Raw genomic sequence first — 15986 nt, 5'->3', positions numbered from 1 at the left:
TTCTATAAGCGAAAATAAAGCATCCTGATTGAATGCTTCAGTTTATCGACAATAGGGGATTCGGAAGGGTCGCATCCCGAACCATGTTTAAGACTAGGGTGGACTTTATGGTTTTTTCTTGTTTTATGAAACCCTCAATAGTTTGAAGAAATTTGTGACAATCCTGCCGAATAACTGGCTAGCCAAGACCCCGCAGACGCTTGCGTCGAGGAGGCATGGCAGACAGTCGGCGGAAAGGGAGCGGATTTCTGAAAACAACCGGAACTTTTTTTCTTTTCTCCATTAATTCTTTAGCACTTTCAAACTCCTAGCAAATCACCCCGATTAGAAGACGTTAAATGAAAAGAACTTTGTTCAAGGTCACTTACCCCGCTGGTGTTAACCAAATCTTTTTCATTCCTCTAAAGCCTGTAAAATGAACCCACTACTGATGATTCTCCTGAATAACCAACAACTTCATAAAAGTGGCATACAATTCCGAGGCATGCTGCCTTTACCTGGTCTTAACAATTATCCTACTGCATTTTTACATAGCCTTGACATTGGGTTCATTTTCTTCACCTATAGTTTAATTAAAGAGAAAACATTAATGGGAGGTCATTCATTTGAATCGCACATGGAGTAAAAAGGTTTTACCCATCACGCTCGTTTCTGCATTAGCATTTGGAAGTTTATCATGGTCCGCTGCGGATCGTGTTTCGGCAAAGGGGAATTCAAAAAAAGAACCAGAAATCAAGAACGTGATTTTTCTGATCGGTGACGGCATGGGTGTTTCCTATACCTCCGCTTACCGGTATTTAAAAGATAACCCTGGTACGAAGGTGGCAGAACGGACTGAGTTTGATAAATACTTGGTTGGCCAGCAGATGACTTACCCAGAAGACTCTGCACAAAATATAACGGATTCAGCTTCGGCCGCAACGGCAATGTCTTCCGGGGTGAAGACTTATAATGCTGCCATTGCAGTGGATAATGATAAATCTGAAGTCAAAACCGTATTGGAAGCAGCAAAGGAAAAAGGAAAAGCGACGGGATTGGTTGCCACTTCAGAAATCACCCATGCTACACCTGCATCTTTTGGCGCCCATGATGAAAATCGGAAAAACATGAATTCAATCGCAGACGATTATTATAATGACTTAATCAAGGGCAAACATAAAATTGACGTCCTATTGGGCGGTGGGAAATCCAATTTTGTCCGACCGGATGTCAATTTGGCGAAAGCCTTCGAAAAAGATGGTTACAGTTATGTGACTGATAAAAATCAAATGCTTAAGGACAAAAATGAACAGGTCCTTGGTTTATTCGCTTCTGAAGGACTTCCGAAAATGATTGACCGCCCAAGTGAAACGCCTTCTTTGTCAGACATGACAAGTTCGGCGATCCAGCGCTTGAATAAAGACAAAGATGGATTCTTCCTTATGGTCGAGGGAAGCCAGGTTGATTGGGCAGGACATGATAATGATATCGTAGGTGCAATGAGTGAAATGGAAGACTTTGAAAAAGCATACAAAGCGGCTATGGAATTCGCGAAAAAAGACAAACATACCTTAGTGGTGGCTACTGCGGATCATTCTACAGGAGGATTCTCGATCGGAGCCAAAGGAATATATAACTGGTATGGTGAACCGATCAAGGCAGCCAAACGCACCCCTGACTTCATGGCGGATGCCATCGTCAAAGGGGCCGATGTTGAAAAGACTTTAAAGCAATATATTAACCAAAATGAAGTGAAACTAACTGATGATGAAATCAAAACGGTAACAGAATCTGCCAAATCAAAAAATGTGACAAACGTCGATAATGCCATTGAAGCCATATTCGACAATCGGACCAATACTGCATGGACTACCGGGGGACATACGGGTGAAGATGTTCCGGTCTACGCATACGGGCCATATAAAGAACGCTTTGCCGGGCAGGTCGATAACACGGATCATGCCAAAATCATCTTTGATCTATTAAAGAAGTAATAACACTTCAGGAGGGATTCAATGAACAGACTGATGATTGGTGCCCTGTTATTGACGGCATTTGGTGCTCTTAATACCCAACCAGCTTACGAAGAAGAAACGACAGCTAAAGAAAAAACAGAGGAAGTTGCACGACCACTGGTAAAAAAGGATGTCTATGTTCCGAATCCACAGCTTCCTGATGATATAAACTTGAACCAGATCGGTCAGAACGTTTCCGATGCAAAAGGCGAATTAACTTTGAAGGCCTATAAAAAAGTGAATGAAACGTTGAATGTTGGCCCAATCGAGGTTAAAGTCAAAGAAATGAAAGTAATGCATGCCACTCCGGATTACAGCATGATCGATTTCTTTCACGGCTATACGCATGATGAAGATTTCGATATCGTAAAAGTGAACGTGGAAATCAAAAATAATACGGATGAAAAAATTAAGTTTTCCCCAGTTGCTTTTCTTGAAACGGACAGCGGAGAACATCTGACATGGGAAGATGACATCTACTTAGAAGAACTTACTGGTGAAATAGAAGGAAACGGTTCAAAAAGCGGAAACATTGGTTTCATTCTAAATGATGGAGACATAAAGGGCATATCCCTTATGACAAGTGATGCGTTGGATGAAGAAGGGGAAGTCCTTGCAAAAGGAAAGTCAGCTGAATTCGCTTTTTAAAGGATATGGCGTATGAATGCCTTATAAAAATCAAATACTAGAACAAGTGATAGGGATTTCTATCACTGAACGGAATATCCAAATCCTAATGATGAGGTGACACAGAATGAGCTATAAAGATCAATTAGATCCACATTCTCAAAAGTTTCACCATAATTGGACAAGACCTAAGCGTTCAAATTCTCAAGTTAATGGCCACACGCAAGAATCACAAACAAACATTATACTAAGAAGCAATGCAAAGGCTCACAGGTGGTAAAGGATATTTCAGACAAAGAAGGAGGCTCCCAGTGAGTCTTCTTCTTTATATTTAATCCAAAATCATCTAAACCGATCAAGGCATACATGGCTTTTCACTCATAATTATGATACCATTTACCTTTAAGATTGAAGTGATGAGCTTGGCGTGAAACTGGAGTTTCGATTCCGATTGAAAGTTTCACTTTATACAAATAGAGGACGTGAATTGTAATGATTAAAATTGAAATCCCTGCAGCGGATATAAGCATCAAACAAAGAAAGCAAGTTATAGAAGGAGACGAAGCTGTCATTCCTGAAATTTACGGGTTTATCGATTTTCATTTGATTCCCCGTGATAAAGGCGGCATCATCTTGTTTTACAATGAAAACGATGAGCTGATTTTTGTTGGTAAAGCTCGTAAATTAAGACCAAGGGTCAAGAAGCATTTCGAGGATAATGTTTCTCCGATTAAAGAGCATCGTAATGAAGTCAAGAAAATTGACATTCTTTTAGTCGAAGACGCTATGGAACGTGAGATCTATGAAACGTACATGATCAATAAACTTCATGCTAAATATAACGTCGACAAAGTGTTTTATAAATAAGAAGTACCTATGAAAAGCTGACTGCATATGTGCACTCAGCTTTTTTGTGTGCAAACTTAAGTTTACATATGTACAAAAATAATTTCGTACATTTACAGCTGCTCCATGTTAGGTTAACAATGTTGGTTTATATTAAGAGTATTCCAATACATTCTCAGGAGGAAGCTATTGAAGAAAATACTTTGTAAAAAGGTGTTAGTTATCTCGATCGGGACAGTGATTGCCTTTGGGAATTTAACGTGGTCCGTGTCACAAGCTTCTAAATTGGCGAAACAGAGAGAGATTGAAACTTTTGAACAAGAGACAGTAAAATCTTCTGGGTGGGAAATGGCGGAATAAGCACAGTAACCAATAATTTTTTTTCTCGATTTGCAACAAAGAAAAAGAAAAATGTATTGGATAATGAAACGTTGTTGATGAACAGTAGCTTGTCAATATGGAAGTACAATAAATGATAAAACTGCAATGGAGGTTCATTACACGTGATGTTATGTGTGATTGGGCTTCCATTTAATTTTTGTTTTTAGTTTTATGAAGAATTTCAGCACCTTTCATTTATCCGTGATTGCCCATGCAGCAGTATTGGAGCAATCGTGATTACATACGTTCGGGAAAAGTATTCGGAGTTAATTTTGAAAAAAACTTGCAAATAGTAATGATTACGTTTTATTATTAGAGAGTGTTTTTGCATGGGTGATAGCCTTGGTATTTAAATCGTAATGATTTGGATTTATATACAGCAAAGAAATTAGGCAAAGGAGTGGGAAGGATGGAGATGAAGAAAATTCCGGTTACGGTATTGAGTGGATACCTTGGTGCGGGAAAGACGACGCTTTTGAATCATATTCTTGAAAATCGCAATGATCTGAAGGTTGCCGTCATCGTTAATGATATGAGTGAGATCAATATTGATGCCTCGCTGGTCAAACAGGGAGGGTTTACCCGGACGGATGAAAAACTGGTGGAAATGCAGAATGGCTGCATTTGCTGTACGCTTCGTGAGGATTTGATGATTGAAGTGGAGAAATTGACGAAACAAGGGGATATTGATTACATCGTAATTGAATCGACTGGGATAAGCGAACCGGTACCTGTAGCCCAAACCTTCACCTATGTTGATGAAAGCATGGGAATTGATTTATCGGAATATTGCCGGCTTGATACGATGGTTACCGTTGTTGATGGGTATAACTTTTGGCAAGACTACACTTCCGGAGAAACACTTATCGACAGGATGCAGGCAACCGATGCCGCGGATGGCAGGGAAGTGGTCGATCTATTAATAGATCAGATAGAGTTCGCCAATGTTATCTTGTTAAATAAAATCGATCTAATGGATGCTGACGCCGTGGAGGAATTGACAGCGGTTCTTCATAAGATGAATGCGGGTGCTAGGATCATCGAAACGAATCGTTCCAAGGTGCCGCTAACGGAAGTGTTGAATACGCATTTATTTGATTTTGAACAGGCAAGCCAAGGAGCTGGCTGGATAAAGGAATTGAATGAAGAGCATATCCCGGAAACCCAAGAGTACGGGATTTCATCCTTCGTTTATAGAAGAAAAATACCCTTTCATCCCGAGAGGCTGATGGCGTGGTTAGAAAACTGGCCCGTACAAGTGGTGCGGGCAAAGGGCTTCCTTTGGCTGGCATCGAGAAATGATACGGCAGGCTTGCTATCGCAGGCAGGACCGTCATTAACTTTACAAGCAGCCGGTAAATGGATTGCGGCATACCCTGAGGAAGAACAGCGCCAAATTTTAAAGGAAGCACCTGAATTATTGGAACGGTGGAATGCAGTATACGGTGACAGGATGACGGAGCTGGTGATGATTGGCATCCAAATGAATCAAAAGGATATCGAAAATGAATTAGATCAATGCTTATTGACGGAAATTGAGTTGCAGCAGGATTGGTCTCTGTATGAAGATCGATTGCCTGCATTTACGGAAATCGTTCATTAAAAAACTTTAGGAGGAAAAAAAATGAGAGTAAACATTACTTTAGCATGCACAGAATCAGGGGACCGAAATTATATCACGACGAAAAATAAGCGGAATAATCCAGACAGGATCGAATTGAAAAAGTACTGCCCGCGATTAAAGAAACACACGCTTCACCGTGAAACGAAGTAATCTTGAGGTTTAAATCGTAATGATTATGTTTTATTAAAAAGAATGGTTGTAAAAGGAGGTAAGTCCAGGTTGGACAGGATCATTATTGGCGGAGGCATTCAAGGTATGACGATGGGTGCATTTTTACTTAAGTCTTATCCAGGCACGTAATAAGGGCTCCATCCCACCTGACTTACATAAAGCGCTGATGAGGGACAATCCTTTTAGAGGCCGGCTTTAAGTCATCAATGCCAGGGAAGGATTGGCAAACGCCAGTCACTCCGGTTCAGCGGAACGAATTGTGAATAGTTTATTGAATGTATAAAATCAAGAACTTTAAAAAAGGAGAATTAAAATGGCGAAAAAATCCAAGGTGATAAAAGCGGAAAAACAGTTGGCAATGGTCGAAAAGTATGCAGAACTTAGAAAGGAGTTGAAGGAGAAAGGGGATTATGCCGCATTAGCCAAACTCCCTCGTGATTCCTCACCGACAAGGGTCCACAATCGTTGTGGAGTAACGGGGAGGCCCCGTGGATATATGCGCAAATTCAACATGTCACGTATCGTTTTTAGGGAACTAGCTCATAAAGGGCAACTGCCGGGTGTCAAAAAGGCAAGCTGGTGAAGCGTGGTGATGAAAGGTGATTTGAGGGTTAAAGTCTTTCATTAGAATAGATCAAGTACTAAAAAGATCATTCATAAGAAAAGGAGCCCTTGTTAAACAGGGGCTCCTTCCTATTCACTCATCATTATAAAGAAGTGATGCTTACTTGACTGCCTTTAATGCTTGTTCAGATATATAGAAGTCTTTTCCATTGTAAACGGTGATTGCATTTATTTTCTTTTGCTGAGTGGATGTAGGAGTCTTGCTGATAACGATATTCTTATTTGCTGGCAACTCCACTTTTTGCTTACCCTTTTTTGCTACGAAAACCGGGTTATTCGGGTCAGACACATCAATACGGGTTGAATATCCCTTTTTCTCAAAGGAATCTTTAGCATTCATGTATAGTTTATTCGATAATTTTTGTAAATCAAACCCCATGAATTGGGCCATCTTTTTAGCGAGATCTGTATTCTCCACTAATCCTGTCGGTTTTGATGGGCCATAGGAATACAGGAATACGTCTTCCCCTGTATGACCGCCTGTTGTAAAGCCAATGTTGGCACGGTTAGCAAGCATCTTTGTCATTTCAGCACCTATGTTTTTAGAGGAGGTAAGTTTTGCTGATTCTTCAACTGTCAGATCAACAAGTCCATAAAGGGCTGCTACTTCTTTTAGATTGGATTTATCCGATTTCAATTTACTTAAAGCTCCTTCAACAGTCATCTTCGCTTTCTTTAATGGATCGATATAAGCTGATACAGGTGTTTCCGGGTAGGAGGAGTTCGTGTTTACGTTACCCATTGTAATTCCACTGTTCCCATGGTCCGTTACTGCAATGACCATTGTATTTCCGTCATTTTTGGCAAACTTAAGGGCTTCATTCACGGCATCATCAAAAGCTAAAGTATCACTAATCATTCCGATCGTGTCGTTTCCGTGAGCAGCCCAGTCAATCTTGCTTCCTTCAACAAATAGGAAGAAGCCATCTTTATCTTTTTTCAAGGTTTTAAGGGCTTTATTAGTCATTTCGGCTAAAGTGGGCTCACTTGGCTTTGTTGTTTCACGATCTAAATCATATGCTAGGGCACTTGGTGCAAAGCTTCCCCAAATTTTATTCGATTTAGATTTTAACAGCTCGTCACGGGTTTCAACAAAATCATATTTGTCTTCATCAAGCACTTCCAAAAGGTTTTCTCCATCAATTCTTGCATTTTTTGTTTTACCTGGTAAAAGGGATTCTTTCCCTCCTCCCAAAACCACGTCAATCCCCTGATAAACCTGCTGTTCCGCAATATCACCGTAATTGCTTCGATGTGTCACGTGAGCGGAAAAGCCTGCGGGTGTAGCATGCTGGATTTCAGATGTAGAGATGATGCCAGTAGCTTTTCCCGCTTGTTTCGCACCCTCCAAAACGTTAGCGACTGGTTTATGGGCATTTTTCGGATTGACCAGATCGAGCCCTGGAGAATTAACGATGGATGGCAGGACACCGACAAATTTATCATTGGATTTATTTCCTGTCGCAAGCGCTGTTGCTGCAGGAGCTGAGTCTGTAATGGCCGATTCAGCTGAGTATGTACGCATGCCGCCAGACAGCATTTCGTCCATGGCTAGATTACCGCCTTTATACCACCTTGAAAGGGTTGTGGCTCCTGTACTTGTCCCATCCATCACCATCATGATGACGTTTGTTGGTTCTTTTTTCTTGTCTTTTGCCTGAACATCTTTCTTCATTGTTGAAATACCTAGTGATGATATGGCTACCGCGCCCGCTAACGTAATTCCTGCTACCTTTTTGCTCATTTTCCCCAAAATGCATACCTCCAAAAAAATATAATTATTACATATTAGGATAAATGTAGTGTATTAAGAAATTACTTCAGTTAAGTAAAGAAAAGTTTTTTATCTGTAAATTTTGTTGAACATTGAAGAAGCGGCCTGTAGAGTGAACGTTAAAAAAGCAGAAGTCTCTAAGACTCTGCTTTTTTTAGTATGCTTTTTACCTTTGGAAAAATTCAATCCACTCTTTTTCCGGTCCATATACGTAGAAATAGCGATAACCATTTGGAAGGGTGACTATCTCTTCATCAATCAGCTCGGTGTTATCCAAGCTTTTGATCCGGGCATATTCTTCTTCGATATCATCCACGGTAATGGCAAAATGGTGGATCGTTGCTTCAGATGGCAGTGTGTCACTATATCCCTGAATCAATTCTATTTCTGTTTCATCCGATTCTTCGTAACCTAGGAATGCCAGTTCGATTACCCCATTAGTATGAGTCATGCGTGCTTTTAATTTTAAATCCAGCACATCTTGATAAAAGGCTATGGATTTTTCAAGATCTTTTACAACAACGCCAATGTGATCGACCCTTTTCGCAGCCAAGAAATCTTCCTCCTTCATTATATCCAGGTGCAATACGCTAATATTAGTATATATAAGATTATTCGGAATTAAATTACATTTTTATAGCCGTTTTTAGATAATTTTTTAAATGATGTTAAAAAAGGGAAGGGATTGGTAAATAATGAAAAAACGAGTAATGGCTTATGGGATAATACTTTTCTTCCATAATGATTGATTCTTTTCTTGGAAAGAATGGTATTATAATTTTCCAGGGCTAAAATTTGTTTATAAATCGAATAGTCGATATACTATGGAAACAACTCCATTATTAATGGATATGAGAGGAGAGGTAGTATGGGAAAAATTCGTGAAGGTGAGGTTTTCACCCTTACTGATGACAGTGATGAAGGCCATGAAGTTGAGGTTTTAGGATCATTGGATGTAGAAGGAACGGAATACGTTGCAGTAGGTTTGCTTGAAGATATTGAAGAGGATACAGATGAAGATATCGATATTTTCTTTTTCAGGGTCGAAGGCGAAGGTGAACTGCTCGATATCGAATCGGATGAAGAGTTCGAAAAGGTATCATTGGCGTTTGAAGCGGCATTTGAAGCAAAAGAATGACAAGATAAAAGACGGCACAATTTGTGCCGCCTTTTTTATATGTATAAAGAAAGTATTGGCCCCGCCTTCGCCAAATACCATGATAGCCACGCGTGCTATCCAGCCTTACTTAAGTATAGGGTTGTTTTATTGATAGGACGTGTACTCCATATGAAGATTTTGTTAATAAACGGAGTTTTTTTCCATCCCCGAGGCATAGGATAAAAAAAGTGGAGGTGATGGGATGGCCGTTGTAAAACACACTGATGCCGATATTGCCTTATTGGCAAGATTGCTTAGAGCGGAAGGCGAAGGTGAAGGGGATCAGGGCATGTTGATGATCGGTAATGTAGGAGTCAATCGGATTAGGTCGAATTGTTCCGATTTCAAAGGGTTGAGGACGATTCCAGACATGATTTATCAGGAGCATGCCTTTGAAGCAGTACAGAAGGGGTATTTTTATCAGCGAGCAAGGGACAGGGAAAAAAGACTTGCACGCCGCAGTGTAAATGGTGAAAGGATATGGCCCTCGAAATTTAGCCTATGGTACTTCAGGCCACCGGGAGATTGTCCGGCAACCTGGTATAATCAGCCCCTGGTTGGGCGTTTCAAGCTCCATTGCTTTTATGAACCAACAGGTACAGAATGTCCAAATATTTATAATACATTTTAAGGAAGAGGCTGAACCTTATGGGGGTTTGGCCTATTTTTGCCTCAATCCTTAACTTGGAAAAATCATATGATAAAACTGGCAAATGATTTACTGATACTGTAAAATTGAGACTGTAAATTTCCGGATAAGAAAGGAATAAAAATATTGATGAGTAAAAGGCTTATTAATTATGGACAAGGGCAAATAGGGGAACAGCCGGAGGATAATACCGAGAAATTTAAGTCTTTCATGGAGAACAACCCGGACGCCATTTCCATTGTTGATCTGGAAGGTAAGACCCTTCAAGTGAATGCAGCTTTTGAAGAGTTTTTCGGTTGGACGAATGATGAGCTCATAGGCATGCCGTTTCCAATTATTCCTGATTTCTTGAAGGAGTCAGTCAATGAATTGCATGACCAAATTAAGTCAGGGGTACAAAAGAAAGGCTTTGAAACGGTCAGGATAAAGAAGGATGGCCAGTTAATCGATGTAAGCATCTCCCTGTTTAATATCCGCGATAATGAAAATGAGCCGTGTGCATTGGTTTTCGTTTATCGGGATATCACGAATCAAAAACTTGCTGAAGCTGCCTTGAAGGAAAGTGAACAAAGGTATCGCAGTTTAGTGGAGGTGTCACCTGAAGCGATTTTTGTACATCGTAATGGGATCATCGAGTATATGAATCCCATGGGGGCAAAAATGCTTGGGATGGATAGTGTGGAAGATATTATCGGTAAATCGGTTTTTCAGTTCGTTCACCTGGAGTCCCGGGAAAGTGTACAAAAAAGAATCGAGATCATGAGGGACGATCATCAGGCGGTTGGTTTACTGGAACAAAAGTTCATTCGGCTTGACGGACAAGTATTTTATGGAGAAACACTCGGTCTTCCGATTATTTATAAAGGTCAACCAGCCATACAGGTATTCTGTAGGGATATTACGGAGCGTAAAAAGACCGAAGAGCTGCTCTGTAAATCCAATATGTTATCGGCGGTAGGGCAGATGGCTGCAGGCATCGCACATGAAATTAGAAATCCATTAACTGCGGTCAAAGGATTTTTACAATTATTAAGAGAAGATCCTGAGCAAAAGGACTATCTTGAAATGACGGTCAGTGAAGTTGAAAAAATCGAAACCCTTGCCAATGAATTTTTAAGTTTAGCAGAGCCTGAAGTGAAGGTTTGTGAATTCATTCAGCTTAACGATATATTGGATAGTGTGATTACGGTAGCCGAGTTTCAAGCGATTTTGAATGATGTTGAAATCATCAAGGAATATAATATGGATTGGGCATCTGTCTTTGGCGAACCGAATCAGTTAAAACAAGTATTCACGAATGTCGTCAATAATGCGATAGAAGCCATGCCGAATGGCGGCAAACTTCATATACAGTTAAACCATGAAGGAGACTCTGCAATGATCCGATTCATTGATCAAGGCTGCGGAATCTCAAATGAGCGCATGAAGCATCTAGGGCAGCCTTTTTATAGCACCTCTGAAAAAGGAACTGGATTTGGGCTCATGGTCAGTACTAAAATCATTCATGAGCATAATGGGGAAATTCATTTCAGCAGCGAAGTGGGAGAAGGGACGATTGTAGATATCAGTCTCCCTATCAATGAAAGTTCACAATGAAAAGTGACGAGAAGCCATGCTCTCGTCACTTTTTGGTTTATAGCTTAACGATCGTTCTGCCTCTAGCTTCCCCTTTTAATAGGGTAGGAAGGACGTCAGGCAATTCTTCAAGTGTAATTTCCTGTTGAACGAGCTGTTCTAAATGCCCGAGTTTAAAGTCGGTAGCAAGGCGATGCCAAACTTTCAATCTTGTATCCATCGGGCAATTGACCGAATCGATCCCAAGTAGATTAACCCCCCTTAGGATGAATGGAAAGACGGTGGCAGGAAGGCTTGTACCAGCCGTTAATCCACTGACCGCAACAGCTCCGCCATACTTGATTTGGCTAAGGACCGACGCTAGCGGTTCACCGCCGACGGGATCCACCGCACCGCTCCACTTCTGTTTGCCAAGTGCACGCAGCTTGCCATCATATACATCTTCCCGCGATACAATGGTCGTCGCACCGATTTCCTTCAAGTAACCATGTTCCGATTCTTTTCCAGTACTCGCTTCCACGGAATAGCCAAGTTTGGAAAGGATGGAGACAGCGAAACTGCCAACCCCGCCTGTTGCACCAGTGACGAGAACGCTCCCTTGCTCAGGGGTGAGGTTATTTTCTTCCAGTCTCAGAACCGATAAGGCTGCAGTGAAACCGGCCGTACCGATGATCATTGCCTCTTTCATTGTAAGGCCATCAGGAAGCGGGACGATCCACTCTGCAGGAACACGGGCAAATTGACTGTAGCCGCCGGATTGCGAAACGCCAATCCCATAGGAGGTCGCAATGACTTCGTCCCCTTCTTTAAAGCGAGAATCCTCAGATGAAACGACGACACCAGCCATATCAATTCCCGGAACGATCGGATAACTGCTGACAATGTTTCCATTAGGAATGCTGGCAAGGCTATCTTTATAGTTCACACCGGAATAATGAACACGGATGAGCACTTCGCCTTGAGGTAGATCATCAAGTGATAGTTGCTGAATGTTAACGGTGAATTGATCATCTTGCTTGTTCACGACTAATGCATCAAATTGCTGTATCATGGTTAGTTCCCCCTTTTAATAATGTACCCATCCCATTATAAAAGAAAAAATATAGGAATGTATAATGATACAATTCGAAATAAGTAGCGCTTGCTTTTCTTTCTGCTAGTAAAAATGGTACTATTAGATTTGATTCAGTTCATATTAAAGGAGATGTTTTACATGGCTAAAAAAGGATACATACTTATGGCAAATGGAGAAAAGATCGAATTCGACCTTTTCCCGAACGAAGCACCAAACACAGTGGCTAACTTCGAAAACTTAGCAAACACAGGCTTTTATAATGGTGTAGTCTTTCACCGTGTCATCCCTGGTTTCGTAAGCCAAGGCGGAGATCCAACAGGTACAGGTGCAGGCGGAAGCGGCAAGCAAATCAAATGTGAAACAGAAGGCAACCCTCACAAACATGAGGCAGGAAGCCTATCGATGGCACATGCCGGAAAAGATACAGGCTCGAGCCAATTCTTTATCGTGCACGAACCACAACCGCATCTTAACGGTGTTCACACAGTATTCGGTAAAGTGACATCTGGACTTGAAACAGCTAAAGCTATGAAAAATGGCGACAAAATGGAAAAAGTAGAAGTTTTTGACGCTGAATGATGAAAGCGAAAAGAGGGGGCATTATGCTCCCTCTTTTTTTTTGCCATATCCATCGAGGCATTTTTTGCGAAAACCGGGGGAATAGAGTCACTTTGGCGTAATGCTTTCGGTGAAACGGTATTTGACCGCTGTCAAGGTTTCAGAAATATCCCATAATCTTTTCGAAGTTTCTTCATTATATAAGGTATCGATGATATCGTCTTTTCTAGGAAAGCCTTTTCTGCTCTTCTTTCCATCAGGTCCGATATACTCCCCGCCTATTAATGCAGGTTCCGTTGCGGCATAAAGGGTAGGCAATGCTCCCATACTTGCCGGCTGGGTGATGGTTTTGGAAAGAAAGTGGACGAATCTATTTATGGGTTTGCCAGAACCGCGAGACATGAGATTAGTATGGGAAAGGCCCGGATGGCAGGCAACGCTAATCGGGTTTGCATCATGCTGGTTGAATTTATTCTGTAATTCGCGGGCGAAGAGTAGATTGGCCAGCTTACTTTGCCCATAGTATTTCATTGGTTTATAACCGTTTTCACCATTTAGATTTTCGAAGTCTATATATCCATTGATGGCGGCCAAGCTGCTCAATGTGACCACACGCGATTTTGGCGTAGAAAGGATACGCGGAAGAAGGAGGCCTGTCAAAGCAAAATGACCGAGATGATTGCTGCCGAATTGCAGCTCGAAACCATCCTTCGTCTTACTGTATGGCGGAATCATCACACCTGCGTTATTGATGAGGACGGAGAGTGAGTCATAGTTTTCCTGAAAGGAATCAGCAAAATGCCGAATGCTGCTTAAATCACTTAAATCCAGCTGCATCACGTGTACATTTGCTTTAGGATGGACCGATAAGATTCTATCGACTGCCTTTTCACCCTTCGAAGCATTCCGGACGGCAAGGATGATCTCTGCCCCCTTACCGGCCAGTGCAAAAGCCGTTTCGAAGCCAATTCCACTATTTGCACCAGTAATCACAATGGTTTGCCCCGATACATCTGCCATTTCTTCACCATTCCACTTTTCAATCATCCAATCACACCTTCCCACACAGTCTATACCTATCATATACCCAAATAATTCCTATATGTCACATATTCTGTGGCGGGAACAGAGTACTGTATTTAAAAAAAATTAACTGCCCATTAAGTAATCCATTATATTTTTCATGATCAGAATGACGGTTACTATGATAAATAATACTCTTACATATGCCACTCCCTTCTTAATGGCGAATTTGGAACCGGCCAATGCTCCTGCTATCATGGAGATCCCCATCGGTATTCCATAGGAAAAGTTGACGGTATCAAGGAATATGAACATGATCAGTGCTGCCAGATTGCTTCCGAAGTTCAAAAATTTTGCATTTCCTGCAGAGTGCAAAAAATCAAAGCCAATCATTAAAAAGGCAAACAGAATGAAAGATCCCGTTCCAGCGCCCAAAAACCCATCATAAAAACCAATGGCAAATATAGCGAACGCAAATAGTGCAGCCTTTTGCCATGTGAGTTTATGGTAAGTCGATTTCTGTCCCCAGTCCTTTTTAAAAAAGGTATAAATGGCAATAGCTATTAATAGGACCAAGATCATTGGCTTTAATAATTCAGGCGAGACGAAATTAACAACCCAAGCGCCTAGCAGGGAACCTATGAAAATCAGTGGGAAAAGTTTTGAAACCAATCGAAAATCAACCTTACCTGAGCGAATGAAGGCAATGGTACTTGTTAAAGATCCCATGGAACTTGCTAACTTATTCGTTGCGATCGCTTGAGAAGGGGGAAGTCCTGAAAATAATAAAGCGGGTATGGAAATCAGGCCTCCGCCGCCGACCACAGAATCAATGAATGCTGCCAAAAAGCCGAAAAACATCAGCAGCAAGAGTGTTGAAATATGTATATCCTCCATCCAAGAAGCCTCCGTATCAATGGCATTATGGCTGAAATGCTTGCTTTAGCTGAAGCCATAACCCAAGGTTTTTATTAGTCACTATTTAGATAGTAACTAATAAAAAACGTTCTGTAAATAAGAATATGAAGAGTCATACCTTTTGAAATCGAATAGATTTCGATAAGAGATTTGGTATGATAGGCATATAACTTACTAAAAGCACTAGGAGGTACTATGCAAGATATCATTCAAAAACTACAGTCTCTCGGGTTTAGTCAATATGAAGCAAAGGCTTATGTTTCTTTGGTTCGCCAAGGTCCAACCAGTGCCTATCAAGTAAGCAAGGAATCAGGAATCCCCAGGGCCCGCATCTATGAAATATTAAATGGACTTCAAGAAGAAGGAATCGTTTTAAAAGAGGAAATCAATGACTCGATACAATATTCACCGCTGCCAGTCGATGTGTTTCTGGAATCGGTCCAATCAAAATGGAATAATACCTATCAAACCATCAGTCAAACACTAAAACAGTTCGAGAAAATCGAACCGATGTCAGACAATCGTGTAATGACGCTTAAGGGTGAAGGGCACATCCTATCCTTTTGCCGTACTTTGATTCAAAAAGCCGAGAAAAGGGTGGTGGTTTCCTTATGGGACGAGATGTATGGAAAACTTGAACAAGAGCTAAAAGGGATCGCCGCGCATTGCACTCTCAAGGGGATTGCATTTCAGGTTGAAAACCCATTATCAGGTATAGATATACATCGCAAAACAAGCTATGTGGACAATATCGGAGAGAACAAATGGTTCATCTTATCCATCGATGGCAAGGAGACGATTTACGGCCCTTCTCCCGAAACGAGAGAAACGGCGTTTTACACAGATGATCCCATTCATATCAATTTTCTCGAAAATTACATTTGGCATGATATCCTCGTTAACCGCTTGGTTAAAAAGGATGAAGAAGATGCCGAGAAATGGATTTCTAGCGAAAGAGACCGTTTTTTCTCCTTATAGATTTGAAAAA

18 protein-coding genes are annotated in these 15986 nt (G+C 41.1%); 13 read left to right on the top strand and 5 right to left on the bottom strand.

What is annotated here, in order from left to right:
* Positions 1 to 605: 605 nt before the first annotated feature.
* The 8 genes from NYE63_RS25915 to rpsN all read left to right on the top strand — a co-directional run bounded on the left by NYE63_RS25915 (position 606) and on the right by rpsN (position 6226).
* Entirely contained in the window at positions 606 to 1973 is a 1368-nt protein-coding gene (locus NYE63_RS25915; protein WP_342603319.1) for an alkaline phosphatase, read from the top strand.
* 21 nt (positions 1974 to 1994) lie between these two features.
* Positions 1995 to 2642 carry a DUF4352 domain-containing protein gene (locus NYE63_RS25910; RefSeq protein ID WP_342603318.1) on the top strand — a complete coding sequence of 216 codons (648 nt, stop codon included), beginning with the start codon at positions 1995 to 1997 and terminating at the stop codon, positions 2640 to 2642.
* Between the two features lie 106 nt (positions 2643 to 2748).
* Positions 2749 to 2901, top strand: coding sequence for a YpzG family protein (locus NYE63_RS25905; RefSeq protein WP_076368068.1), 153 nt, complete (start codon positions 2749 to 2751; stop codon positions 2899 to 2901).
* Between the two features lie 206 nt (positions 2902 to 3107).
* Positions 3108 to 3488: a nucleotide excision repair endonuclease gene (locus NYE63_RS25900; RefSeq protein ID WP_170946990.1), complete on the top strand. Its 381-nt coding sequence runs from the start codon at positions 3108 to 3110 to the stop codon at positions 3486 to 3488.
* A 168-nt stretch (positions 3489 to 3656) separates the two neighbouring features.
* Positions 3657 to 3827: a hypothetical protein gene (locus NYE63_RS25895; RefSeq protein WP_155726482.1), complete on the top strand. Its 171-nt coding sequence runs from the start codon at positions 3657 to 3659 to the stop codon at positions 3825 to 3827.
* A 430-nt stretch (positions 3828 to 4257) separates the two neighbouring features.
* Positions 4258 to 5451 (top strand): GTP-binding protein, encoded by a 1194-nt coding sequence (locus tag NYE63_RS25890; RefSeq protein WP_342603317.1) that lies wholly within the window; start codon positions 4258 to 4260, stop codon positions 5449 to 5451.
* A gap of 21 nt (positions 5452 to 5472) precedes the next feature.
* The gene (gene rpmG, locus NYE63_RS25885; protein ID WP_034310390.1) at positions 5473 to 5622 is read left to right on the top strand and encodes a 50S ribosomal protein L33; all 150 of its coding nucleotides are present in this window, start codon (positions 5473 to 5475) and stop codon (positions 5620 to 5622) included.
* 334 nt (positions 5623 to 5956) lie between these two features.
* Positions 5957 to 6226 (top strand): 30S ribosomal protein S14, encoded by a 270-nt coding sequence (rpsN, locus tag NYE63_RS25880; protein WP_342603316.1) that lies wholly within the window; start codon positions 5957 to 5959, stop codon positions 6224 to 6226.
* Positions 6227 to 6367: 141 nt separating this feature from the next.
* Here the strand turns inward: rpsN and NYE63_RS25875 are convergent, their stop codons facing one another.
* Both NYE63_RS25875 and NYE63_RS25870 read right to left on the bottom strand, forming a co-directional pair.
* A complete protein-coding gene (locus NYE63_RS25875) occupies positions 6368 to 8011 on the bottom strand; it encodes an alkaline phosphatase (protein WP_342605872.1) in 1644 nt (547 codons plus the stop codon).
* A gap of 196 nt (positions 8012 to 8207) precedes the next feature.
* Positions 8208 to 8594 carry a VOC family protein gene (locus NYE63_RS25870; RefSeq protein WP_342603315.1) on the bottom strand — a complete coding sequence of 129 codons (387 nt, stop codon included), beginning with the start codon at positions 8592 to 8594 and terminating at the stop codon, positions 8208 to 8210.
* Between the two features lie 315 nt (positions 8595 to 8909).
* Here NYE63_RS25870 and NYE63_RS25865 point away from each other — a divergent pair, with 315 nt between their 5' ends.
* From NYE63_RS25865 to NYE63_RS25855, 3 genes are all read left to right on the top strand, one after another.
* Positions 8910 to 9179, top strand: coding sequence for a DUF1292 domain-containing protein (locus tag NYE63_RS25865; protein WP_034310405.1), 270 nt, complete (start codon positions 8910 to 8912; stop codon positions 9177 to 9179).
* A gap of 223 nt (positions 9180 to 9402) precedes the next feature.
* A complete protein-coding gene (locus NYE63_RS25860) occupies positions 9403 to 9831 on the top strand; it encodes a cell wall hydrolase (protein WP_063234126.1) in 429 nt (142 codons plus the stop codon).
* Positions 9832 to 9978: 147 nt separating this feature from the next.
* A complete protein-coding gene (locus NYE63_RS25855; protein WP_342603314.1) occupies positions 9979 to 11445 on the top strand; it encodes a PAS domain S-box protein in 1467 nt (488 codons plus the stop codon).
* Between the two features lie 37 nt (positions 11446 to 11482).
* On the opposite strand, the gene NYE63_RS25850 is transcribed toward NYE63_RS25855, so the two are convergent.
* Positions 11483 to 12475, bottom strand: coding sequence for an acryloyl-CoA reductase (locus NYE63_RS25850; RefSeq protein WP_342603313.1), 993 nt, complete (start codon positions 12473 to 12475; stop codon positions 11483 to 11485).
* A 162-nt stretch (positions 12476 to 12637) separates the two neighbouring features.
* Between NYE63_RS25850 and NYE63_RS25845 the strand changes: the two genes are divergently transcribed.
* Complete coding sequence (locus NYE63_RS25845; protein ID WP_063234129.1) at positions 12638 to 13078, top strand: peptidylprolyl isomerase; 441 nt, start codon at positions 12638 to 12640, stop codon at positions 13076 to 13078.
* A gap of 87 nt (positions 13079 to 13165) precedes the next feature.
* Here the strand turns inward: NYE63_RS25845 and NYE63_RS25840 are convergent, their stop codons facing one another.
* Both NYE63_RS25840 and NYE63_RS25835 read right to left on the bottom strand, forming a co-directional pair.
* Positions 13166 to 14104: an oxidoreductase gene (locus tag NYE63_RS25840; RefSeq protein WP_342603312.1), complete on the bottom strand. Its 939-nt coding sequence runs from the start codon at positions 14102 to 14104 to the stop codon at positions 13166 to 13168.
* A gap of 102 nt (positions 14105 to 14206) precedes the next feature.
* The gene (locus tag NYE63_RS25835) at positions 14207 to 14977 is read right to left on the bottom strand and encodes a TSUP family transporter (protein ID WP_342603311.1); all 771 of its coding nucleotides are present in this window, start codon (positions 14975 to 14977) and stop codon (positions 14207 to 14209) included.
* 216 nt (positions 14978 to 15193) lie between these two features.
* Here NYE63_RS25835 and NYE63_RS25830 point away from each other — a divergent pair, with 216 nt between their 5' ends.
* Positions 15194 to 15976 carry a helix-turn-helix domain-containing protein gene (locus tag NYE63_RS25830; protein WP_342603310.1) on the top strand — a complete coding sequence of 261 codons (783 nt, stop codon included), beginning with the start codon at positions 15194 to 15196 and terminating at the stop codon, positions 15974 to 15976.
* Positions 15977 to 15986: the final 10 nt, after the last annotated feature.

The sequence above is a fragment of the Peribacillus sp. FSL E2-0159 genome (genome assembly GCF_038643155.1).
GTDB lineage: Bacteria > Bacillota > Bacilli > Bacillales > DSM-1321 > Peribacillus > Peribacillus simplex.
The sequence above is the reverse complement of the archived record's forward strand: the minus strand, read 5'-3'. Positions and strand labels throughout refer to the sequence as shown.